We start from the raw sequence: 23143 nt of genomic DNA on the forward strand, positions 1-23143 counted from the left end.
AGTATTACCAGTGAGTGAATTATATGATCTCGCCGCCAAGAAGAGTGAGCCGAAGTCACCATTAGATTATTTTCGCGAACATAGGATCAATGTGTTCGTATGGCCGGATGCGTGGCGCAACGCGGCAACGGCGCAGGCGTTGAACTGGGACAAAGTTGATTTTGGTGAAAATACCGCCAATGACGTGCCGGAACAACGCGGCGTTTATGCTTTTTGTGTCTCGGTGAAGGACACGATAATGCCGTCCCATGGCGTCTTAGTCTATTTTGGTGAAACATCCAGGACCCTTCGCAAGAGATACAAAGAATATGTCCGAGATTGCCGAATAGGAGCCAAACGACCCAAATTTGAAAACCTGTTTAGGCTATGGCCAAATGATCTGGACTTCTTTTTTGCTCCGATAGATGACGACATGTGCGAGCTAAAAGAGATCGAAGAAGCCTTGAATGATGCCGTCATACCACATTGTGTTACAGATGATTTTAGCGCGGAGATACGGCGCATAGTTCCAGTGTTGAGAGGATAGGCCTATGAAGAAGAAGAAAAGACCCGATCCTACGTACCTACCCGCACTCAAGGGGAGGATCGGAAAATGGGCGTTTTATACTACCTTGATGACACTGGATGAAGTCAACGAGCGCATCTATTTGAGCGATGAGATATATCAGAACAAAAGCCTGTCTGATATGGTGCAGCGCTCCATCAAATCCGGTCGCGCTGAGAATATTGCATCCTACCTCAAGAATGAAGTCGAAAGGTTTTTCCCTGCCATGGTCGTCGCCGTTTTTGAAGGCGAGCCCAACTGGCTGGAGTTTTCAATCCGCAAACAGAACGACAATCTTGTATTCGACCCAGACACGCTGGATCGGGCCAAGCTAGATTCATTTGGATTTTTGTCATTAAGTGGTGAAGAACACCTCTTTCCATTGGATGGCCAGCATCGACTCGCCGGAATTCGGGAAGCACTTTCAGACCCTAACAAAGAAAATGAATACCTTGGTTCTGAGGAAGTGACCGTGATGCTTGTTGCGCACGATCCCAGCGATGCTGGCCGGACAAGATCACGACGTTTGTTCACAACTCTGAATAAACGAGCCGTCTCTGTGAAGAAACATGAAACAATTGCGCTGGATGAGGATGATGTAATGGCTATTGCCACTCGCCATCTCGTCGAGAAGTTCGATCCATTATCGAGGGAAAGCATTGTCTCTTTTCGCACCAGCGCGAACATTTCCCCGAGTGACACCAAGGTCTTTACCGCGATTGTGACACTGTACGACCTTCTGTTTGATCTTTTTAAAGTTATTTCTAAAAGGACGGCAGACGACTTGAGGTATAACCGCCCGGATGACGAGTGGACTGACGTTTATCGGGCGTGTGCTGAGTGTTTTTTCACGTCTTTGATGGAAGCTTTCCCTGAGACGAAGAGGTGCCTCGCGGGCAATGATCCAGAAAAGGTCATCATAGAGAACCGCAGACAAGACGGCGGTCATATTCTGTTTCGCCCTGTTGGACTTCGCATGTTTGCTCAACTGGTGGCTGCGGCAGTTAAACCGTCAATTACTGCTACATTCGAAGAACCCAAGCAATCTCCATCTGCTGTAAAGCAAAAGGTAGTCGATGAGATAAAGAAAGCGGTTGCGTTGTATTCTGATCTGCCAACGGAGCTGGCATATAGACCATACGCAGGTCTGATCTTCGATCCCGACACTCACAAGATTAGCGTTGGAAGAGCCGCGATTGTGCGTGATGTTATTCTGAAACATTATGGCCTGATCAAGCCGAGCGTGGACAAAGCTCTATCTTCCAGGATCAAACGCAGCATTGGAGACGATTATAGCGCTGAAGATTTCCTTTGGTAGATTGGCGACGCACTTTCGAACTGGAAATTTAGTTCTTCGAAGCTGAAACGGCCATAGCGACCCAGTGGATGTTATTTCGTCCGAGCAAATCCGCTTGCTCGCCCAGTCTTTCTGCCATCAGCGCGAGCTTCCTGAGCAGGTCTTGCAATGCTTCTTCGGAGACGCGGTAAATGCCGCGCCCAGGTTCGGAGGGGCCGATCCGCAAGGTTAGGTAAATCCGTCCGCCCGGTTTCAGGAGGCTGGCGAGGGTTTCCAATGCGTGGCGCCTGTCATCCGGTTTGACGTGCATCCAAACGGCGCTGAGGATGATCAGGTCAAACGTCTCGCCGGTTGCGCGCGTGTCGGCTAGATCAGGTAAGCTGTCTAATCGCCATTCGATATCAGGCGATGGATGCAGACGCTTACCGATGGCCTGCATGGCTTCCGAGGGCTCCACGGCAACGATCCGGTGGCCGTTAGCTGCAAACCATGACGCATCGCGTCCTGTCCCCGCGCCGACATCGAGGACGGCCAAAGGCTGTTCATCAAAATGCTCGTTGATTAGTGTGAGAATCTTTGGGTGCGCGGTTTCCAGTGACAAGGTTTCGTAGCCGTCTGCAAGGCGGGCTGCGTGCTCCTCGTAATAGGTCAGGGCTGGGTCTTGCGGCATGGTGCCAAATACCTCTCCACGGCTAGTCCAAGCAGTCACGATCAAGAGAATCAAGCTGAGGATCGCTGCGAGCAATAGCATGAACTGGAACAAGGACCGAACAAGGAACGGTTTGTTGTACCATTGGGCACCCTTGGCCGAGACATGTCCGGCTGGATAGGTCTTCTCCAACCAATCGAGATGCTGCTGCATGACAAAGCGCAGGCGCATAATGATCACAAAAAGCGCGCCGTTTCCGGCTGCTGCGAGGAAAAGCAGAGCTAGCTGAAATAGAGGAAATTCCTCCACGCGCGATACGCCAAACCATAAACCGCCGGTGAGCGTCATCGAGATCAGGGGGATTTGCCACATCTGCTGGTTTAAGGAGCGAAACGAGGCGTGGTTCTGGTCGAACGCCGCCTTGTGCATCTCGTGTTCGATTTCTTCAGGCGTCACGTCATTCATTCCAGTTACAGGCTCGAATCGGCACTAAAGGTAACCGGGCGTTGCGCGACAAACCAGCCGAGATGCATCGATACATTTAGAGAACAGGTAAGGCCTATTCATCGGGCATCGGCGTTCGGGCAGCATTTCTGTTTCGACGGACAAACCTGACAGGTCAGTTGCAGGGCGCGATATTTGGCGCGCCCCTTGCCGGTCGGTCAGGTCGAGGCGGCAGAACCAGCGATAGGCTAGGTTCAGATGCACCTCCTCGCAGAGCCGCCGTTCGGAGCGAATGCCAAAGCAATAGCCGACCAACAGCATGCGGATCAGCAACTCGGGATCGACGGACGGACGCCCTGTGTGGCTGTAGAAATCCGCAAGGTGGGCGCGGATGCTGCCCAGGTCTACGAACCGATCAATGGATCGCAGAAGGTGATCATCCGGGACATGATCTTCCAGCGAGAACTCGTAGAACAGCGCTGGTTGCGCTTCCTGCCTCGGCCCCATCATCGCCAATCCTCCCGCCCCTATATGAGAATTGAATCAGCGCTTGGGCCGTCAAACAAGCGGAGTTTTTCAACAAAATATGCCCGTTGAACCGCGAAGGCGGGAAACGCTGCGATACTGGAGGTCTCCGCGCTTCCCGCCTTCACTACCGTCGTGCCTGTGCCGAAGCTGCCTGGAACTGATGCAGAGGTTTCGCTACCGTTGCACATGCACAGACATCCTGACGCGTGGAACGGTCGTTATTCAAACCTGATGAGATCGTTGAGTCAAAATTGATGAGACTCGGGAATCAATCCTTTGGGAAATTGCACGTGTTACGGTTTTGTGCTGACTGAAGTTGACAGCGGGATACGCCAGAGCCTGGCCGAGCGCTCATGAGCCGCTTCCAGCCAGTCAGGCAGAAGTTTCTCAAGATAAGAGTGCTCGAACACCACAATTTCCGCCGTCGCGTATTGATCGACAGCCATTCGGGCGAAAGCCTCAGTCACGAAACGATGCCTCGCTGCCCGGGTCTGCTCGATTCGGCCGATCTCCACATAGGCACCGAGCTCCAAGGTGATAGCGTCGAAGCCAAGAAACTGACCTTGCGTGTTGACGTCAGAGAAGCGTTTCGGGAAGGCGAGGCCACAATCGCAGAGCGCATTTCCAGCCTCGACATCCACGGTTCCGTGGAGGTGAAGATTCATCAATGCGATACCGAGATCAGGGGTAAGGTGCGTGGGGAAGGCGGGGAAAACTCCTGTGCTTCCGGTTCAGAGCAGCAATGTAGCAATGAATGCTCTGATGATCCAGTCGAGGTGGGCTGCCTGCATACACTCTTTACAGAAAGTGCGTTTTGTAAAGTTCCTGCGCTGATATATCTTGCTTTAAACTTGCGTGACGAGCTGCCGCGCGAGCATTTCCCAGTCCTTCCTGTTCTGAGTGGCCCGCAAATCGACGAGCCAAATTTCTACCTGTCGATCTGTTGCGGTATATTGCCACACCGTTGGCTGCCGATCCTGTGCAGTTCCCGGATACAGAAGTATTACGCGGTTGGCGTCATAAACCGCTCCGTAGGATGCGAGCTGATAGAGGTCGGCTTGGCTGACCTTGGAGACTGATCCGATTGGGTCGCCAAGATCCTTCCACTTGGTATCAATGATCAGCGGTCCGGCATCGGTTTCGATCACGATGTCGGGAATCAACGGATAAGCCCCGTGCTGCAGCAATGTGTACGTCCGGCGTTGCACCGACACCGTTCCTGCAGGCAGCGCCCTTTGCAGCCAGCGCGATACATAGCGCTCGAACAACAGGTTCATTGGAAATAACAGGGCCACCCCAGTGAAGGTGCCGTATGTCGTATTTTGCCACACCGCCTCAAGCAACATGCGTGCCAAAGTATGAGTGTCGCGGAAGCGTTCATTCAACCGATTCCAGACGATCCGCTCCTTTAACGGTGCGCGACTTTGCGGAATTCCCGCAAACCGTTCTGTTAGACTGGTAATACGCCGACGAAGCGGTTCAGTCCGCGCGAAGGAACCAGCATGCAAAAGGCATGTCTTGAGCAGGCGATTCAAAGGCGTGTTCTCGGAAAATTCTTCGAAACGGCAATGCAGCCGGGAAGGATCAATCGCACGGCGCAGTATCTGTTGCCGTAGATCAAGATTGCCACGCAACTTGGGCAACAATTCCTCTTTCGGGACATAGGCCCGCATGAGTCCAGTCTGCACCTGTTGCGCAAGACGCGTCACAAACAAGTTGATGAATACTTCAAGGAGATCATTGTCCTGTGTGCTCAAACCAGTGATTTGGCCCTCCGAAAGTGGAACATCAAAAGCCAAGGCGAGCATCCGGATTAGGGTCGCGCGCAACGCACCGTCGTCATCTTTCAGCTTGGGCAGGATTTCCAAAGAGATCCCCGGCGCAGCAATGATCCCGCAGACTTGTCGTGTTTCCAACCGCCGGAAGCCCCGCGCCAACACACCGTTTTCGGGAACACCAAGTCGTCTGGCCGCTGAAATCGCAGCAAGATGGAGTTGCTCGGCCTGTAGTTCACTTATGCCATCGGGCCCGACGGGCAGGGACGACCATTCCGGCACCGTATAGTGGTGACGGCCAGGCCACATTAGGATTGACCCAGAAGCGTAATGTAAGCTTCTTCCGGATAGGCCCCCTCTTCGCGATAAATGTCCGAATAACGATACCGATCTTCCGCATAACCTTCCGCCCCGTTCGGGACAGGCAGCTGCGATCGCGATAGAAATCCGTCGCCACCTCCCAGAACGACCCGAACACGTTCGAGATCATCATGAAAATACTCGCGCAGCAGAGGGATGACCTTGAAGGCCATGATCCGGTCTAGATCGGCCTTCGTCTTCATCCCCATAAACCATGCGTGGCCGATCTGAGCGTCCTCACCGAGGAAATAAATCAGTCGCTGGTTGATGCTTGTTAGGACGGCCGCCAGATCGAGCGCACTGTCATCGAGTTCGATATCCACGAGTATCGATATATCAGGTGGGAGCTCTTCAAAGACGAAACGGCGTCGTAATGCGGTATCCAGCAGCGAGATCGAGCGATCCGCGGTATTCATGGTGCCAAGGATGTAAAGGTTTCGTGGCAAGCAAAAGGCGGATTTCGAATAAGGCAATGTCACCGTTGTCGCTGCTGATGCCCCCATTCTCTTGTCGCTCTCGAGCAGCGTGATGAGTTCGCCCAAGACCTTGGAAATGTTCGCGCGGTTGATTTCGTCGATGATGAGAACATGATTGCCTTGTTGTTCCGACGCACGCTCTGCCATTATTTTGAAGATTCCAGCTTCCGGCTCCAGGGTGAAACCCGCGCCTGACGCCATCGGGCGAGGCCGCAGTCCCTCGACAAAGTCCTCATAGGTATAGCTTTGATGGAAAGTGACGAAGCCGATGCGTTCGTCCTTGACCAATTGGTTGTATGCTTGACGCATAGCGATCGGGTCTTCCGGTGCCTGCCCCAGACAAATCTCGACAGCACGTCTCGCGGTGCTGAATGTTTTTCCTGTACCAGGTGGGCCGTAGAAAATCGTATTCAGTTCATGGTTGTTCCAGGGTGGAACGATCTCATCCTCGTTCATTTCCTGTGCAGAAGTTTGCTTTTTCTTTTTAGGTTTCTGCCAGACGGTCCTGAAATCCCCTTCGTAAAAATCGACCCGCGAACCGTGTTTTGCCTCAAGTTCCTTCCGCAGTGTTACGAGCGCCGCATCGAGCTCAACAAAACTCATGCTTCGCACTTCCGCCGGCGAAGCTGCGCCAAAGCCTACAAGGATGTCACGCTTATTCGATGCAGCACTGATGCGCTCATAGTCATCAGGGAAAAACAGAAACGGCAGGATGTGCCGCAATTGACGGTTATCACCTTCGACATGCACGTCCATCCATGAAGCGAATGCTTCTCCGTCAGAGACTAAATGACGACGCTCGTTCTCGGGTTTCGCTTTCAGATCCTGCATGGCGGTTATCAGTAGGACGAGTTCGCGCCATTTATTGTTATTATATCCCTGTCCGGCGCGCCCGACGCCTTGAAGTACTGGGTCGGTAAGTGCCGCAACCTCTGGCTGCAGTTCCCCGCCGGACCATGACCAGACTTCGCGAACCTTTTGATCTTTGGTCGAGGGGGCGACATCAGAGCGCTGGAACGCGTAGAGCAACCAGATCAACTCGGCCATCAGACAGCGGCCGTCGCTCGTGGAATCAGAAAGCTGAGCTTTGAGCTTCTCGAAAAAGTTTCCTTCGCCGGCGTCAAGGTTTTGGACATAGGTTCGCTGGAGTCCGGCAAAGTTATCAGCGGTCCAAAGTGACCGACCTGGTGATAGAAGCGAACCATCATTGATCAGGCAATCGGTGCGAAGGCGATCCATCGTTTCATAAAGCGGCGAAAGGTCGGCGCTTGGATTGTATCGAGCCATGGTAAATCCCGGTGCAAAAGCGGCCACTGCCTCAGCATACGAGTACCAGGGCGAGGCCGGCAATCCCACTTCTGCACCACCCTCTTGATCTCACAAAAAAATCTACGCCTTTGAGAAGTGAAGCTAACCGTCACAGCCTCAAGGCTCGTCACCCGTAGCGTTTCGCGATAGGCTGAACAGGGCTTAAACTCTTTACAGAATATGCGTTTTGTCGAGAGTTGACGGAAGCAATCCCGGCAATTGCAGGACAGAAATGGCATGAGCGACCCGCGTCCCAACCGGTCTTTTGTCAAGAGTGACGGCACCGAGCCGGTCGATGCGCATTTGCGCGACCGGGATTACCTGATCCCGACCGAGATGACGCGCCTGCTTGCGGCGGCGAAATCCGGCCGGCATGGTGCGCGCGATCATCTCATGCTGTTGCTGATGTACCGCCACGGGCTGCGGGTCAGCGAGCTGATTGCGCTCCGGCGCAATGATCTCGACCTCAACTCCGGGCACATCTGGGTCCGGCGGCTGAAACGCGGTCTTGCCACCAACCAGCCCTTGACCGGAGACGAACTCCGCGCCTTGCGGCGTGTCCTGTCCGTGCGACGCGATGCGCTGCCCTGGCTGTTTCTCTCGGAGCGTGGCCAGCCAATGACCCGCCAGGCCGTCAATTACCTGGTCACTGCGATCGCCAGGCGGGCAGGGCTCGGGCCGATCCATCCGCATATGCTGCGCCATTCCTGCGGCCATGCGCTTGCCCATGCCGGGCGCGATCTGCGCCTGATTCAGGATTATCTCGGCCATCGCGATCCCCGCCATACCTCCCGCTACACCCGCACGGCGGCGGTGCGGTTCCAGGGGATATGGGGCTGATGCCAGCGAGTTCACAATCCCGCTCAACTCCGGCGATCCCGGAGATAGGCGCTGAAAGTGATCCACCAGGCCCCGAATTTCGTTTGTCTCCGCAGCTCCGAGACCGACGCTCAACTGGCTACTGCCCGGTTTCTGAGCCTCTGACGCGAGGTTCGGTCAGCGCCTCACGAGCAACAAGGCGCTTTGCCAGGGTGCCCCGATCAATACCAAGAGCCCGTGCTGCGGCGGATTTATTTCCTCCGTGCCGCTCGACAGCCTTTCGGCAAATTTCACTATCGATCTTGTCTTTACGATTGCCTTGCTTAAGAACAACCCCATTCTTCGTCAGGATTTCGTGCAATTTCGCAAAGCCCAGACCATGTCGCTGCATGAGCGTGCCGGCGCTGACCCTCTCGTTTTTATACTGACCAACGATCAGCGCTTCGAAATCGTATCCCGTTTTGGTCAGAAGTGCGCGGAGAGCCTGGGATGAAATCCTGAAGTGCTTTCTGGTTTCGAGAAGCGACCTGGTTTGCTCCATTTTCTCAATGAGTTCGCTAAAGGGAACAAATGTGAACCCTTCGTGGGTGGGGACGTATCCACCGTCATGTCTGTATGCCCCATCGAAATTATATACGACCATTGGACCTCCTCTCGGTTCGCCATATCTTGTGCCCGTCATTTTCGATCTCTCGTCCAACAAACTTATAAGGTGTACATAAACGAGAGCGAATACAGCAACTAATTGATTCTTAAACATATTGACCGATTCGCGGCCCGAATCTATAGACTATGGGGCACTGCTCACAAACACCATATCTTGGAGTCAAGCACGAATATGGACCAACACTGCCATTACGGGATCAAGATGCGGTTGCATGCAGTGGGCAGTTCGTTTTCACAAATCGCCCGTGAGCTTGGATTGTCGACGACAACTGTCATCACTGCCAGCCAAGGCAAATGCACATCTCGTCGGGTCGAGCTGGCAATCGCCGAAAAGCTTGGTTCCAACCCCGAACAACTCTGGCCTTCAAGATATCTGGAGAAAGGGGGTGCAAGATGATGACCTCCTAACCCCCCCCCTGAAACGGGGACGGCCCTGGAAGCGGACACTCCCAAGGCCGTCAGAAAATATCGATTGCGTCGATACTCTCTTTTCCCGTGAACCGAACAAAAAGTCAACACTGAGCGCCGCTTCTCGCGGCGGTCAGGTTCTTTATGTCTCATGAAAGGAGAAGCGCCTTTGGGCGATCGGTGAACTGTGGCTGATCGTCGGGGCCAGACCATATGGTACAACACAATTCATCCTCGTTCCGTCCCCCCATGCCGTCGCGTGCGACACGACGTCCACCAGCACGTTCTCGAGCTAGCTGCCGTGGCACGATTTCCGCTAGGCTTCACGGGCAACCACACAGCAGAAAGCTGATTTTCGAGAGCCATCTCGAACTCCAGGTCCTTCACTTGCTGCTGGCACGTCCCGATGTAGTCGATATCTGGGATCAGCCGCCGTCCATTTGCTATATTGACGGTGAAGGTCGAGCCAAGGATCATTTCTTCGATTTCCTGATTACGTTACAGTCCGACGAACGCTTTGCCTTGGCAGTCAAGCCCGCCGCGATTGTTGAGCGAAGGGCATTCCGCCCTGAGTTACAACGAATTCGCGAGGCAACGCCGTTTGATTTCGCGGATGAAGTTCTGCTGGTAACGGATCGCTCGTTCACCTCCGCAGAAGCCCGAAATGCGGAACGGCTACATGAATTCCGGCGTCACCCGGATCCCGAGGCAGACGCTGCCATTCTGGATGTTTTGCAGTCACTCACCTCAGAGAGAACAATCGCGGAATGTGTGGAAGCGAGCAGGCTGGAGGGGAGAGGTTTCCGTGCCGCCTTCCGAGCCCTCTATTCCGGTGCCGCGCGCGCTTTGGACATGGGCGACATCCAACCGAACACAAGAATTGTGCCGGGAGGTGCAGCATGACCCTCCGCTTTCGCTTCGACCCAACGGATTGCATCTCTTTGGACGGGGTCGACTACCTCGTATCCGACCAACACCGCGATGGCGTTGTTCTTCAACAGATTGACAACCCAACAATCACACGCCCTCTCACCATGGAGGAGGTGGCAACCCTGCTCGCGGCCCCTACGACGCGCCTGCGACGTGGCCACCTGTCAAGAAAGCGTTCCCTTCAGCGCCTGCATCACGAGCACACGTATTTCAGCACTCTGCCCGAGAAAAAGCGTTGGAAGGCGGCGTGGGGATGCTGGTACTGCGTTGAGTTCCTGAGTGCCTATATGCGTCAAGAGGTCCAGCGTACCGAAGCCAGCATTGAGTCTTTCATGCCAATCCTGACACAGCGGGTAAATGCGCGCTCAGTTTCAGTGCAGCACATCGGAACGACCAAGAGGGTCGGCAGAAAAAGCGAGCTGCTCGATCCACCAAGTCCTCGAACATTGCTTACGTGGGTGAGGCGGTACGAACGCCACGGCCGAGACCCTCTGGCCCTGGTGCGGAAACAACGATCCGATACCAGTTATGCCGCGCGCTATTGTCCTGAGACGGTTAAACTCCTGAACGAATGCTTGGGCGGATATCTGTCTCGCAGACAGCCACCAAAAGCGAAAATCGCCAGGGACGTGAAGGACTGCTTTCATGACGAGAACGCTCGGCGTCGCGCGAACGGACTGCCAACACTTCGGGTACCATCTGAGCGTGAAGTCTATCGCCGGTTGGCGCGACTCGGGAAACTCATCAAGAAAGCAACGCGTCGAGGTGCTGATGAAACAAAGCGGGATATGGCGCTCTATGAGAACGGCGTCACGGTTTTCCATCCGCTTCAGCGCGTCGAGATTGATGAATGGCCGATCGATGTTTTCTCGCTCTTTCACGAAGCTGGTTGCCTTGATGACTTAGAGGAAGCTGAAAAAGCCCGCTACAACGTCGGGCGGCGCTATCTCTATCTGGCAATCGATGTGGCGACGCGTTGCGTGGTTGGATTCCTGATAAGCGCCCAACCCAATTCTGCTGATGCGATCAGAACTTTGGCGCTTGTAACGAGGGACAAGACCGAGATCGCACGGGCGACAGGTTGTGAATGCGCATGGGATTTTTACGGCGGGATTGGTTCGATCGTCCACGATCAAGGTTCCGCATTCATCGCGCCGGAATTCATCGGAACCGCAACCGACCTAGGCTGCACTCAAATGGCAACAACGGCTGGTGTGCCGAAGCTTCGCGCCCATGTTGAACGGGTGTTCCTGACCTTTGCTTCCCAGTTGATGCCGGAATTGAGCGGTAGGTCCTTTTCCAATGTGCAACAACTGGGGGACTATCCCGGCGAAAAGCTGGCTGCGCTGACGGACGATGATCTTGCGAAGATATTCACGCTCTTCATCGTGGACATCTACCACAACAGCAAGCACGCGGGTCTGAATGAAGAAACACCTGCCAATGCATGGCGTCGCCTTGCCGGAGAGCAAGGGGTAGTTTCAGCTCCCGATCAGACCACCTGGTGCGCGGCATTCGGCATTCCAGCAAAGCACAAGGTTGGTCGGCATGGTCTTCGTGTGTTCGGGATCGACTACAGTTGCCCGGAGCTTCAAGAGGCCTACCTGCGAGGGGATTGGGAGCCGATTCCGGTGCGTGTCGACCCCAATGACCTGACGCATGTTTCCGTCTTCATCGTCGATGAGTGGTACAGTGCGAAAGCGGTCTCCGAGGCAGTTTGGGGCATGACTCTCGAAGGCTGGCGCGAGGTGGTCCAGCACATCCGCCTGAAACATCGACAGGAAGTGGAACTCACCGAAGAGATCGTGATACGGGCGCGCAAGAAAATCCGAAAAATCAATGCCGATGCAATGGCGAGGCGGCGCATAAAGCCGATCGATTTGACCGCACGTGATCTCGAGCGGCTGGAGCGAGAACTCTTTCTGGGTTTATCGATCAAACCGAAGCAGCAGCAAGCGCCTGTTGCCGATGCTCCGACAGGTGCCGGCCTTCTGGGCGACGTGATTAAACCCGCGCCCCGACAAGCAACGGAAATCACCGATCCGAAACAGCAGAAATCGGATACTGGCTGGGAGTTTTTCGATGAATAATAACGATGTGGCAAAACGGATGCTCGCCTTGCGCGCAGCGTTTGCCTCCAACCCTACCTATGCCAGCTTCCAGAGGCAGTTTCAGACCCTCCTTGAGCGCCGCCGCTTCGAGATGGACGCAGGCGTAGTAAGCGAAGCACGCGGCATAGCACTGATCGGCGCGTCCGGTTCGGGCAAGACCACTGCCGTCAACCGGCTTCTACGCAGCTCCAGTGATCTGGTTCTCGGCGGAATTGACGACATCAGGTGTGATGTCGTCAGCTTTCCGGTGCCTTCTCCTGCAACGCTGAAATTTGTCGGACAAACGGCGTTGCATTCTCTTGGCTATCCCCTGCGCCGGGACAAGACGGCCTATATCATCTGGGACATGGTTCGAGAGCATTTGCACGCCCGTCGGACCCTCTTCCTACATCTCGATGAAGCTCAGGATTTGTCACTGCATCAGACTCCTCGCGAGATGCAGTCGGTGATCAACACGCTCAAATCCCTGATGCAAAACAGGTCGTGGCCGGTGGGTATGATCTTGTCGGGCATGCCCGCACTGAAAAACATGCTGAACCACGATCCGCAACTTGCGCGACGCTTCTATCCGATAGAGTTCCCCAGTCTGAACGCGATCAACGACATCGAACAAGTTTTCTCCACGATATCCTTCTATGCGGCCAAGGCCGATCTCACTCCGGCCGAAGACCTTCTGTTGCCAGATTTTGCGGCCCGCTTGATCCATGCGGCGGCCGGGGAGTTTGGCCTGACGATTGAATTGATCATTGCAGCTATTGAGAGGGCTTTATTGCGTGAAGCATCGGTTTTGGAACCAAGGGACTTCCGAGAAGCCTTCACGCTGCGCTCCGGCTGTGTGGACGGGTTGAATCCGTTTGTTGCAGAGGATTTCGAGCGGATCGACAGCAGAAAACTTTTGGGAGGTGGGATTTGATATGACCCGGCTCGCGCTAACCCTGGCTCCCGCGCCGACTGAACCACCAACATCCTACCTGTCGCGTTTGGCTGCCCGAAATCACTGCGAAAGCCTTATGAGCTTCTGTCTGGATGTCGGGATCGACCTGCCGGCACTCTCGACCGGTGCCGTGGAAACCGTGACTGAGGTGACGAAACTGGCAGGACTGCCAGCCGATTCCTTTGATGCCACGACGGTCATCAAGTCCTCCACCATGCGCTACCGAGTGGGGGCCGAAGCAATGGACACACAGACGCTTTCGCGCGGGGAAATCAGAGTCTGCCCCGCGTGCATCCGCGAAGATCTGGAGGCAGGATCAGACATTTGGGCTGCGATCCATCGTCTCCATTGGCAAATCCCCCAAATCATGCGCTGCGTACGTCATGGAGATTTGTTGCTCACCCATCGTCCGGAAGGACAGGGGTATCACCGCCTTGACACAACCGGTTTTATACGTGCCGCTTTTGGTGATTGCGACGGGTCCAGCGATTGCACGGCCACCTTCGGGGAAGCGGACGACATAGATCGCTATCTCACCGCCCGAATATACGGTGAACATGAAGCGTCCTGGTGTGACAATCTCGAAATCCCGGCCCTCTGCAAAGCGTCGGTCGCATTGGGGACATTGCTGGGTCATGGGAAGAACGCGTACAGTTCCAGGCTTGACCTGACCGCGTTCCGGAAGGCATTTCTGACAGGGTTTCGTATCCTTGATGGGGGAGAGGCGGCCATCACCGATGCGCTTGCGGAATTCACCGCCGGTGGCCGAAAGCCACGGGCCAACCAGCCGTCGCCCCAGTATGGGGAACTGCAACGTCTTCTGGGAGCAAACGGAAAACACCGCCAGGATCTGAGGGCACTGCGCGATGTCGTTCGTGCTTATTTCATCGAGAATTACCCGATCAAGTCAGGAACCGTCGTTCTGGGGCGGAAACTACAAGAGCGTCGTCTTCACTCGCTACGCTCCGCATACCTCGAAGTTGGCTGCCGGCGTGAGATCCTTGAAGATATGCTGCTGTCGCGTGGGATCGGGGAGCGAGATGGCGCTGGCCGCTTTCGGTTGGACGGCCCAATTCCAGCTGAAATAGTAGCCGAACTGGTGGCTGAGAAAGCTCGTTATTTGAACGAGGCAGAAACCGCTGACTATATCGGCGCCAGCTTTAACATGTTCAAGCAGCTTCACAGGAGCGGCTTGCTTCAGCCGCGGACAGGGCCGAACAAGCGAAAGCACAAAGGGTTCGACAGATTCTATCTGGACGACTTCCTCGCGCGCATTTTTCAAGGCACGGAGCACCTCGAATATCCTGGCCTCGGCATGGAACGCGTCGCAGATGCGACGCGGAAGGCAAAGTGCAGTACGCCGGATGTCCTGCGGTTAATCCTGGATGGAAAAACCGCAGCAGCGGGTCGGCTTACCGAGGCTTACCGGCTCGATGGACTATTGGTTCAGAGCGACCAGGTTCTCGAGGCGCTACGGGACCAGCCCCACAACGGGTATCCTCTTGGCCCGGTTTGCCGGGAACTATTTCTCGATATGAGAACACTTCGGTATTTGATCGACACCGGCTTTCTAACAGCCCGTAGGCGTAAATGCACGGTCACGCGGATTACGAATCTTCTCGTCACACCGCAGTCACTTGACAGGTTTCGAACGACCCACGGCTCACTTGGCAAAATTCAACGCCATCGTTCGGGTCTCCTAAGATTGCAGCACGCCGATCTCAAAGCATTTGGTGTCGAACCCGCTATTGCACAAACTGGCGTGCGTCGAATCTACCGTTGGGACGATCTGCCCGAAGACCTTGTAGAGCGCCTCGCGGAACGGCGGCAGACGAAGGGGTACCGAGCCTCCGAGTAGCATTCCGTCTGGTTCGGGGCCTCTGGCAGGCCCCGAACTACGCTCGACTAGGCCCGCAGGAGCAGCTCCCATCCGCGTGAGATCGAAGATTTTCCCAACCAACACTCTTGGCGGTCCAGCTGAACGGAAATCCTCTGATCCGAAGAAAGGTCATGGACGATGATGCGCCTTATGGGCAAGGTGGCGTTTGCGAAAGCCATGGTTCGAGTTCGTTTTTGTCGGGGATGGACGCGGGGAGCAACAAGCCGAGCGTGACATCTATGCCAAATTGGCCGGGCACGTTTGTTAATAGCTTGCAAGCGCTTCCTGAAAGCAGCCATCATTCCATCACGTAACCCAAAGCGCGATAACCCGCACGCCGCTTTGTCGCCATTCTTGCAAGGACGGGAACAGCACTATCGACATAATCGACGACCAAGACGTCTTTCTTGCCGGCATACTGACGATGCAGCCGACCGACATATTGCGCCAGCGTGCCCTTCCAGGCGATCGGCATGGTAAGAAACAATGTGTCGAGCCGAGCATCATCAAATCCTTCGCCTATATATCGACCAGTGGCGAGAATCAGGCGCTCTGTGTTGTCGGCGACGTTCAAGGAAGAATCGGCCGTCTTACGGTCCTTCGCGGACATGCCGCCACGCAGAACAACAAGATTCTTCACGAAACTCGAGAACCTCTGCTGTAGATATTCAAGATGATCCTTTCGCTCGGTAAGCACGATGGGCGAACGCTTGGCTTCAAGCGAATTCAGGACATCGTCGAAGATCAAATCATTCCGAGCGCTGTCCTGTGCGATTGCTGCGTAGATTGCCGGCATCGATGGTCGCTCGTCCATCGCCAGGGATAATGGGAGCTCAAATTCGGTAGATCGTTCGCGAGCGCGTTGTCGGATACCTCGCTCGAGAGCCTGCTCCTTTGCCTCAACTCGATGACGGATGGGGCCACATTGCATGAAAATGATCGGGTGATGTCCATCTTTTCGGGCAACGGTTGCAGACAGGCCGGTCACGTAACGGGCCTTCGATCGCCGGGCGACAAGTTCAAAACTCACCGCGGAAAGATGATGGCATTCATCGACGATCAGGTTTCCGTAATCGGCGACGATATCGTCCACCTCACCTTTGCGCACCAGGCTTTGGATAAGCGCGACATCCACAATGCCGGTCGGCCGCCGTTTTCCGCCGCCGATGGTGCCAATCTGTTTTCGGTCGATCTTCAGAAAGGAACTCAGGCGCTCCACCCATTGCGTCAGCAGTTCCCGGCGATGAACCAGAATCAGCGTATTCCGGGCACGATGGGCAATAAGGGCGGCCGCCACGACCGTCTTGCCAAAAGCAGTTGTAGCGGCAAGTACACCATTGTGATGGGCAGTGAGCGCGTCAAAAGCCTGGCGCTGCCGTTCTCGCAATTCCCCCTCAAACGACACGCTCGTCTGTAGCGGTCTTCCCTGTTCACGCTGATCATCGAATGTAACGTCACTGCCGCAACCCCGTATGAGTTCGACAACGTCGTCAATACATCCGCGCGGCAGGGCAATATGCCGGTTATGAAGCTCTGCGCAGGAGATGATCCGGGGTTTCCCGAATGTCGGAAGGCGCATGGCCTGTGCGCGATAGAATTCCGGGTTTTGGAATGCGGCCAGGCGCACCAGTCGAGCAATCATGGCTGGCGGCAGGTCAGTTCTATCGATGTAGACCTGATCCGCGAACGTGATCTTGATGCTCTGTGGAAGCACCGCGTTAAGTTCAGGCGGCTTGCTACGCCGCGACGGAGGCATTTTCCATGGTTCGTCCGCATGCTCGTCATCCACCGGCATCCGAACCCCCAGCACGCGTCCCGATAGTTCGGCTTCGTCTACAATCCTGAAAACCGTACTGGCCGGCAGTCTTGGCAGTGAAGACAGGAACGCCCACTGATCTTCATAGGGTTGTAGTTCGGCATCCACGAAGACGCTGTTACCCGCTTCCCGCGCATGTCTCTGCAGCGGAAGCGCGATCAGGTTGCCGAAACCGCCGAGCGGCATCGTGTCCTGGTTGGGAAAGAAGCGATCATACGAGGCGAAGCCGATTTCGGGCCGCTTTTCCATCGTTTCGGTGATCAGGGCTGCGCCAAGCTGCCGAGCTGCGCGTACCGGAACAGGTTCGGAAAAGAATATCCACACATGCCCGCCATTTCCCGATCTTGATCGTTCCAAGGCAGCGTGTATCCCCTTGGCATGGCAAATCTCCAGCAACGCCCTTGCATCTTCTGCCCAGGACTGCTTGTCGAAATCCGCGGCGAGGAACCAGCAGGTTTCATCTGTGAGCAAGGGATATACACCGGCGACAAAATCACCAGTGCCGCCGCCCCCGCCACGCAAATGCCTTTCGATAATGTCATCTGTTGGCGTGATAAAGGCTTGGTGGGGGCAGGCCCCACATTTCACCTTCGGCTTACCGCAGACACCTTTGACCCATTCATTGGAGCAGGCTGGGGAGTATCCGGAGCGTCCCGTTCTCTTGTTCTCCCATCGTATGGGGAAAACGTCAGGACGACCGGCGAACATGCGCTTGAACAGCCTGACTTTCTCTGACGACGGCGAATTGCTTGTTACGGGGGCATGCGTCGTCAGGGGCGGCGCGTTAGCTACGGCCCTTTCGGATTGTTGCTCTGCCTCGAGCGCGTACAGATCCCGCTGGAGCTTCTTTCGCCGAGCATCCAACGCGGACAGTTGCTGCCGAATCAGCGCTATTTTGGCACCGGTATCGTTCTGTCTTACCAATGTTGCCGCCCAAGCCTGCTCACCTATGGCCTCTTGGTGATAGACTGAAATGCGCGCCAGTAAAAGGCAGGGGATCAAAATGTCTCTCAGCTTGCCTGACAGCTATTTCTAGGTACCGGGCGTGGTGCGCAGAACATCTGCTTCTCCTCATAATGGCTAAAGTCGCGGCAGAGCAAGCAATTGCACCGGACGCTCTAAAGGTACTTTTCCTTGGCGAAAAAGGAAAAAATGGTGAGCAACGCTTCGGCTAACCCCTTGATTTCATTTAATCCGAAAGGGCGAATTGTGCGGCAATCCACACTTCCCAACATCTCATTCCCGCGAGGCTGGAAACCAGCCCGGGAAGAGCGGTATCAGCATATCGATTGGTGCGAAATTGACTGCTATACCCGCTCCGATTGCATGCGGCCGCGGGAACGGGCCCGTAATCACCGGCTGAACCCTGCCAGTTTTCACGATGTGCAAGTTTCACCCTTTCTTCGTTTCAACCTGCGGGCGATAGTCCGGCAGGGAGAGAGGAGAAAAAGACATGAGAACGAACTGGACATTCCTGGGGTTTCTGGCTGCCGGAACCGCCTTGTGGAGCATGCCGGTGGCGGCAGAACTCGCGTCGGGTGTCACGCGCGAGACGCGCGACGTGCCCGGGCTGGAACAGGCGGCCGAGATCATCATCGATCAATGGGGTGTGCCGCATATCTATGCCGGGTCGGATCGCGATGCGCTGTTTTTGCAAGGCTATAATGCCGCGCGTGATCGGCTATGGCAGATCGATCTGTGGCGCAAGCGTGGGCTGGGTCAGCTCGCGGAAAGCTTTGGTCCAAGTTTCGTCGATCAGGACAGAGCCGCCCGCATGTTCCTGTATCGTGGGGATATGGAAGCGGAATGGGCAGCCTATGGCCCGAACAGCAAACCTTATGCCGAAGCCTTCGTCGATGGCGTCAACGCCTATGTCCAGCAGGTTCTTGACCAAGAACTGCCGCTGCCGGTCGAATTCGGCCTGACCGGCTCGCAACCGGCGCTTTGGTCGACCGAGGATGTGGTGCGGATTCGCAGCCACGGCCTGACCCGTAATGCCGCGTCCGAGGTATCGCGCGCGCAGATCGCCTGTGAACACGGGATCGAGGCCGACGGACTGCGGCAGAAGCTGGAACCCGACTGGACCCCGACCGTTCCCGAGGGGCTGGATCCTTGCACGATCCCCAAGGACGTTCTGGCCGAATATGAACTCGCCACTCAGAAGGTCGAATTTGTCGCACCGGACGAAAAGGCCGATGATGCCGCGCCACCCGATGCTGCCCCGCCGGAAGAGACACCGCCTGCGGATATCGATCCGGCCCAGCCGGAAGCCGACGAGGAAATGCAGGAAGACGCAAAGCTGGATTCGATAAGGTTTCTGCGCACCAGCGGGGCGAATGTCAGCGAGATCGGCTCGAACAACTGGACCATTGCCCCATCCCGGTCCGAGACCGGAAGACCGATCCTGGCCAACGATCCGCATCGTGACCATGGTGTGCCGTCGCTGCGCTATGTGGTGCATCTGAATTCGCCCGACATGTCGATCATCGGGGCGGGCGAGCCTGCGCTGCCCGGCATCTCGATCGGCCATAACGGAACGATCGGTTTCGGACTGACGATCTTCGCGGTCGATCAGGAAGATATCTTTGTCTACGAGTTGAATCCCGACAATCCCGACCAGTACCGCTATGACGGCGAATGGGTCGACATGGAGGTGATCGAGGATCAGGTGGATGTCCGGGACGGTGCGCCGCAGGATATCGAGATGAAATTCACCCGGCATGGCCCGGTCCTGAAGATCGATGAGGAGAACAACCGCGCTTTCGCCTTCCGCAGCGTCTGGTTCGAACCCGGCACCTCGGCCTATTTCGGCTCGGTCGACTATATGGGCGCGCAGAACTGGGATGAGTTCAGCACGGCGATGGAGCGTTTCTCGGCCCCGTCGGAAAATCAGGTCTATGCCGATGTCGAGGGCAATATCGGCTGGATCGTCGGCGCGATGTCGCCGCGGCGGTCCAACTGGGACGGCTTGCTGCCGGTGCCGGGGGATGGCAGCTATGAATGGGAGTTCCTCGACCGTTCGGAACTGCCGTCCTCGTATAATCCCGAAAAGGGCTGGTTCGCCACCGCGAACCAGATGAACCTGCCGGACGACTATCCCTATGAGCAGAACAAGGTCGGTTTCGAATGGTCCGACCCGTCGCGCTATCAGCGGATCGCCGAGGTGCTGGGCGAGGCCGAGAAAAGCTCGCTCGCCGATTCCATGGCATTGCAGAATGACGATCACAGCATGATGCAGCGCCGTATCGTCGCGTTGTTGCAGGCGATCGAATTGCCGGAAGACGCGTCGGATGCGGATCGCGATGCGTTGGTGCTGATCCGGGACTGGGATGGCGTCACCTCGGCCGACAGCGCCGCGGCGGCGGTGGCCGAGGTGATGATCGGCAAACATCTGATCAAGCTGACCGGCGAGCGTGTTCTGGGCGGGGATCTGGTCGATCTTCTGGGCCGCAGTTCACTGACAGCGGTCGTCGATCTGCTGGAAACGCCCGATGACCGGCTTGGAGACGATCCCGCACAGGCACGCGACGAGATTCTGGCGGCGGCGCTTTCGGCGGCGGTTGATGAGACGACCGAACTTCTGGGCAAGGATATGCAGGACTGGCGCTGGAGTGATCTGCACAAGGCGCATTTCGTCAGCCCGCTTGGCACGCTTGCGCCCGAGCGTCTGGCCGAGCAGATGGACGTTGGGCCGCTTGCCATGGGTGGCTCGGCCTTCAGTCCGCGTGCGGCCAGTTACAATGATGCGTTCCGGGTTACGTCAGGCGCGTCGTTCCGGATGGTGCTGGATGTGGGGAATTGGGATGACAGCCGCTTTATCAATACGCCCGGTCAGTCCGGCGATCCGATGAGCGCGCATTACCGCGATCTGGCGCCGCTTTGGGCGGCGGGCGAATATGCCCCGCTGGTCTATACCCGCGACGCGGTCGAGCGCGCCGCGCGCCATCAGATCACGCTGAATCCGGGCGAATGAACGAACCTGCCGGGGCGCAGTGCTGTGTCCCGGCAGTCATTAGCCGGTAAAGATGCCGGCACCGGTTTCGAGACGGATGGCCCGCATCGCTTCGGGCATGAAAAAACCCCCGCGAGTTACAACCTCCGGGGGTTCGTTCATCTGGTTGCTTTGGCTCAGTAGCCGCGTGCAATCCGCTCGATGTCGCCGCGGTTCAGGCCGATATCGTCCAGTTCACGGTCCGACAGGCGGCTCAGCTCACGACGAGTCTTGCGTGCTTCATTCCACGACCCGATCATCGAGACCAATTTTGCGACGACATTGCCAACCCCGCCAACGGCTACGCTGCGGTTCGTTTCAATGACGGACATCTTATCACCTGTATTCAGATTGCCCGATCTGCGGGCATGTTTCGGATAAGCAGGAGATAGATTGTGCAGTTGCAGAATTGTAGGCGCATAAATGGCAATGCAGCTATGCGTTTTTCGCGCAGTAGGTGAATTTTTGGTTAATGCTGCGATGCGGCATATTTGTGGCTTTTACCGGGCCGGTTATTCAATCGGGGCCCTTTTGCCAATCGCCCAGCACTGCCTGCCACAAGGTCATTGCCGCAACGGCAGCGGTATCGGCACGCAGGATACGCGGCCCAAGGCTGATTCGCGTCACCGCGGCCATCCCGGACAGCCGCGCGCGCTCGGCATTAGAGAAACCGCCCTCGGGGCCGACAAGAATCGCCCACGGACCGCGAGGCAGTTCCGATAATGTCTGAACGGGACCCGCCATGACCTCATCCGCCCACAGAATCCGCCGCCGCTCGTCCCAGTCATCAAGAAGCCGCGGCAGGGAAACAAGATCGCCGACCTTGGGCACATAGGTTCCGCCACATTGCTCGGCCGCCTCGATGGCATGGGCTTGCAGCCGGTCTTGCCGGATCCTCTCGGAATTGGTGAATTCGGTCTGAACCGGCTGGATCCGGGAGGCGCCCATCTCGGCGGCTTTCTCGACGATGAAATCGGTGCGCGCCTTCTTGATCGGCGCGAAGAGCAGCCAGAGATCCGGGGGATCGCGCTGCGGCGCGGTCTGCGCGACGATTTCAAGGCTGCCGCCGCGTTTTCCCGCCTGAACGATCCGCGCCGACCATTCGCCGTCGCGCCCGTTGAAGACCAGGATGTCGTCGCCCGCACGCAGACGCATGACGCCCGACAGGTAATGCGCTTGTGCTGCCTCGACCGGGACGGGTTGTCCCTTGGCCATCGGGTGATCTATGTAAAGCCTGATCCTTGCCATGATGGGCAGACGCTATGCAAAGCCAGACGAAAAAGCCAGAGACAGTCGCAGATGCACCGGCGGGAAACTGGGTGGACCGCTATGCGCCGGAAGCATGGAGGCCGTTTCTGCATCTGAGCCGCGCCGACCGGCCCATCGGAACATGGCTGCTGCTGCTGCCCTGCTGGTGGGGGATCGGGCTGGCGATGATGGCGGATGCGCCCCTGTGGCGCGACCTGTGGATCGCGATTGCCTGCGGGCTGGGGGCGCTGGTGATGCGCGGGGCCGGTTGCACATGGAACGATATCACCGACCGGAAGATCGACGATCAGGTGGCCCGCACCAGATCCCGCCCATTGCCATCGGGCCGGGTGACGCTGCAAGGGGCTTATATCTGGCTGGTCGCGCAGGCTCTGATGGGCTTCGTGATCCTGCTGACCCTTGGCTCTGCGGCAATCTGGATGGGCGTGGCGTCTCTGGCGCTGGTGGCGATCTATCCTTTCGCCAAGCGCTTCACATGGTGGCCGCAAATCTTCCTGGGCTTTGCCTTCAACTGGGGCGTCATGCTGGCCTATGCCGCACATATGGGGCGGCTGGATATCGCGCCGGTGATCGCGTGGCTGGCGGGAATCGCCTGGACGATCTTCTACGATACCATTTATGCCCATCAGGATATCGAGGACGATACGCTGATCGGCGTCAAATCCACCGCCCGCCTGTTCGGCGATGACAGTCCGCGCATTCTGGGCGGCTTTGCCCTGCTGACGGTTCTGCTTCTGGCGGTGGCGATCTCACTTACGGGTCGCAATCTGTTGATAGGCTGGCTGGGGCTGGCCGGGTTCGCGGGCCATCTGTTCTGGCAGCTAAGAATTTTCCAGCCAGATCAAAATGATATCTGCCTGCGCCTGTTCCGCTCGAATCGCGATGCCGGGCTGATACTGGCGATATTTCTCGCATTGGCGGGACTTGTGTGATTGCGCC

General features: G+C 56.4%; 18 protein-coding genes and 1 pseudogene. 10 read left to right on the forward strand and 9 right to left on the reverse strand.

What is annotated here, in order from left to right; all coding sequences use genetic code 11:
* Window positions 1-10: 10 nt before the first annotated feature.
* Both Q0601_RS12060 and Q0601_RS12065 read left to right on the forward strand, forming a co-directional pair.
* Window positions 11-526 carry a PB1 domain-containing protein gene (locus tag Q0601_RS12060; RefSeq protein ID WP_305290078.1) on the forward strand — a complete coding sequence of 172 codons (516 nt, stop codon included), beginning with the start codon at window positions 11-13 and terminating at the stop codon, window positions 524-526.
* A 4-nt stretch (window positions 527-530) separates the two neighbouring features.
* Complete coding sequence (locus Q0601_RS12065) at window positions 531-1862, forward strand: DGQHR domain-containing protein (RefSeq protein ID WP_305290079.1); 1332 nt, start codon at window positions 531-533, stop codon at window positions 1860-1862.
* A 28-nt stretch (window positions 1863-1890) separates the two neighbouring features.
* Here the strand turns inward: Q0601_RS12065 and Q0601_RS12070 are convergent, their stop codons facing one another.
* From Q0601_RS12070 to Q0601_RS12090, 5 genes and pseudogenes are all read right to left on the reverse strand, one after another.
* Window positions 1891-2955, reverse strand: a complete 1065-nt coding sequence (locus Q0601_RS12070; RefSeq protein ID WP_305290080.1) for a class I SAM-dependent methyltransferase — start codon at window positions 2953-2955, stop codon at window positions 1891-1893.
* Window positions 2956-3147: 192 nt separating this feature from the next.
* Window positions 3148-3444, reverse strand: a pseudogene (locus Q0601_RS12075) (transposase); the annotation flags it as partial.
* Window positions 3445-3755: 311 nt separating this feature from the next.
* A complete protein-coding gene (locus Q0601_RS12080) occupies window positions 3756-4127 on the reverse strand; it encodes a hypothetical protein (RefSeq protein WP_305290081.1) in 372 nt (123 codons plus the stop codon).
* Window positions 4128-4307: 180 nt separating this feature from the next.
* Window positions 4308-5546 carry an McrC family protein gene (locus tag Q0601_RS12085; RefSeq protein ID WP_305290082.1) on the reverse strand — a complete coding sequence of 413 codons (1239 nt, stop codon included), beginning with the start codon at window positions 5544-5546 and terminating at the stop codon, window positions 4308-4310.
* Window positions 5546-7360 (reverse strand): McrB family protein, encoded by a 1815-nt coding sequence (locus Q0601_RS12090; protein WP_305290083.1) that lies wholly within the window; start codon window positions 7358-7360, stop codon window positions 5546-5548. The genes Q0601_RS12085 and Q0601_RS12090 overlap by 1 nt, the downstream gene beginning before the upstream one ends.
* Window positions 7361-7618: 258 nt before the next feature.
* Between Q0601_RS12090 and Q0601_RS12095 the strand changes: the two genes are divergently transcribed.
* On the forward strand, window positions 7619-8221 hold the full coding sequence (locus Q0601_RS12095) for a tyrosine-type recombinase/integrase (RefSeq protein ID WP_305290084.1): 603 nt from the start codon (window positions 7619-7621) through the stop codon (window positions 8219-8221).
* A gap of 118 nt (window positions 8222-8339) precedes the next feature.
* On the opposite strand, the gene Q0601_RS12100 is transcribed toward Q0601_RS12095, so the two are convergent.
* A complete protein-coding gene (locus tag Q0601_RS12100; RefSeq protein ID WP_305290085.1) occupies window positions 8340-8843 on the reverse strand; it encodes a helix-turn-helix domain-containing protein in 504 nt (167 codons plus the stop codon).
* Between the two features lie 225 nt (window positions 8844-9068).
* Here Q0601_RS12100 and Q0601_RS24690 point away from each other — a divergent pair, with 225 nt between their 5' ends.
* From Q0601_RS24690 to Q0601_RS12120, 5 genes are all read left to right on the forward strand, one after another.
* Window positions 9069-9263, forward strand: a complete 195-nt coding sequence (locus tag Q0601_RS24690; protein ID WP_370656128.1) for a helix-turn-helix domain-containing protein — start codon at window positions 9069-9071, stop codon at window positions 9261-9263.
* Between the two features lie 398 nt (window positions 9264-9661).
* Window positions 9662-10177 carry a TnsA endonuclease N-terminal domain-containing protein gene (locus tag Q0601_RS12105; RefSeq protein WP_305290086.1) on the forward strand — a complete coding sequence of 172 codons (516 nt, stop codon included), beginning with the start codon at window positions 9662-9664 and terminating at the stop codon, window positions 10175-10177.
* Window positions 10174-12294, forward strand: a complete 2121-nt coding sequence (locus Q0601_RS12110) for a Mu transposase C-terminal domain-containing protein (protein ID WP_305290087.1) — start codon at window positions 10174-10176, stop codon at window positions 12292-12294. The genes Q0601_RS12105 and Q0601_RS12110 overlap by 4 nt, the downstream gene beginning before the upstream one ends.
* Complete coding sequence (locus Q0601_RS12115; protein ID WP_305290088.1) at window positions 12287-13228, forward strand: ATP-binding protein; 942 nt, start codon at window positions 12287-12289, stop codon at window positions 13226-13228. The genes Q0601_RS12110 and Q0601_RS12115 overlap by 8 nt, the downstream gene beginning before the upstream one ends.
* Before the next feature lies 1 nt (window position 13229).
* Complete coding sequence (locus tag Q0601_RS12120) at window positions 13230-15107, forward strand: TniQ family protein (protein WP_305290089.1); 1878 nt, start codon at window positions 13230-13232, stop codon at window positions 15105-15107.
* A 319-nt stretch (window positions 15108-15426) separates the two neighbouring features.
* Here Q0601_RS12120 and Q0601_RS12125 read toward each other — a convergent pair whose 3' ends face one another.
* Window positions 15427-17946, reverse strand: coding sequence for a TOTE conflict system archaeo-eukaryotic primase domain-containing protein (locus tag Q0601_RS12125; protein WP_305290090.1), 2520 nt, complete (start codon window positions 17944-17946; stop codon window positions 15427-15429).
* Window positions 17947-18397: 451 nt separating this feature from the next.
* Between Q0601_RS12125 and Q0601_RS12130 the strand changes: the two genes are divergently transcribed.
* Window positions 18398-20917, forward strand: a complete 2520-nt coding sequence (locus Q0601_RS12130) for a penicillin acylase family protein (RefSeq protein WP_305290091.1) — start codon at window positions 18398-18400, stop codon at window positions 20915-20917.
* Between the two features lie 155 nt (window positions 20918-21072).
* On the opposite strand, the gene Q0601_RS12135 is transcribed toward Q0601_RS12130, so the two are convergent.
* Together Q0601_RS12135 and Q0601_RS12140 are read right to left on the reverse strand one after the other, a co-directional pair.
* A complete protein-coding gene (locus tag Q0601_RS12135) occupies window positions 21073-21267 on the reverse strand; it encodes a DUF1127 domain-containing protein (RefSeq protein ID WP_119751584.1) in 195 nt (64 codons plus the stop codon).
* Window positions 21268-21451: 184 nt separating this feature from the next.
* Window positions 21452-22183: a 16S rRNA (uracil(1498)-N(3))-methyltransferase gene (locus Q0601_RS12140; RefSeq protein ID WP_305290092.1), complete on the reverse strand. Its 732-nt coding sequence runs from the start codon at window positions 22181-22183 to the stop codon at window positions 21452-21454.
* Window positions 22184-22197: 14 nt separating this feature from the next.
* Here Q0601_RS12140 and ubiA point away from each other — a divergent pair, with 14 nt between their 5' ends.
* Entirely contained in the window at window positions 22198-23136 is a 939-nt protein-coding gene (gene ubiA, locus Q0601_RS12145; RefSeq protein WP_305290093.1) for a 4-hydroxybenzoate octaprenyltransferase, read from the forward strand.
* The last annotated feature ends 7 nt before the right edge of the window (window positions 23137-23143 follow it).

Source organism: Paracoccus wurundjeri (assembly GCF_030678915.1).
GTDB lineage: Bacteria > Pseudomonadota > Alphaproteobacteria > Rhodobacterales > Rhodobacteraceae > Paracoccus > Paracoccus onubensis_A.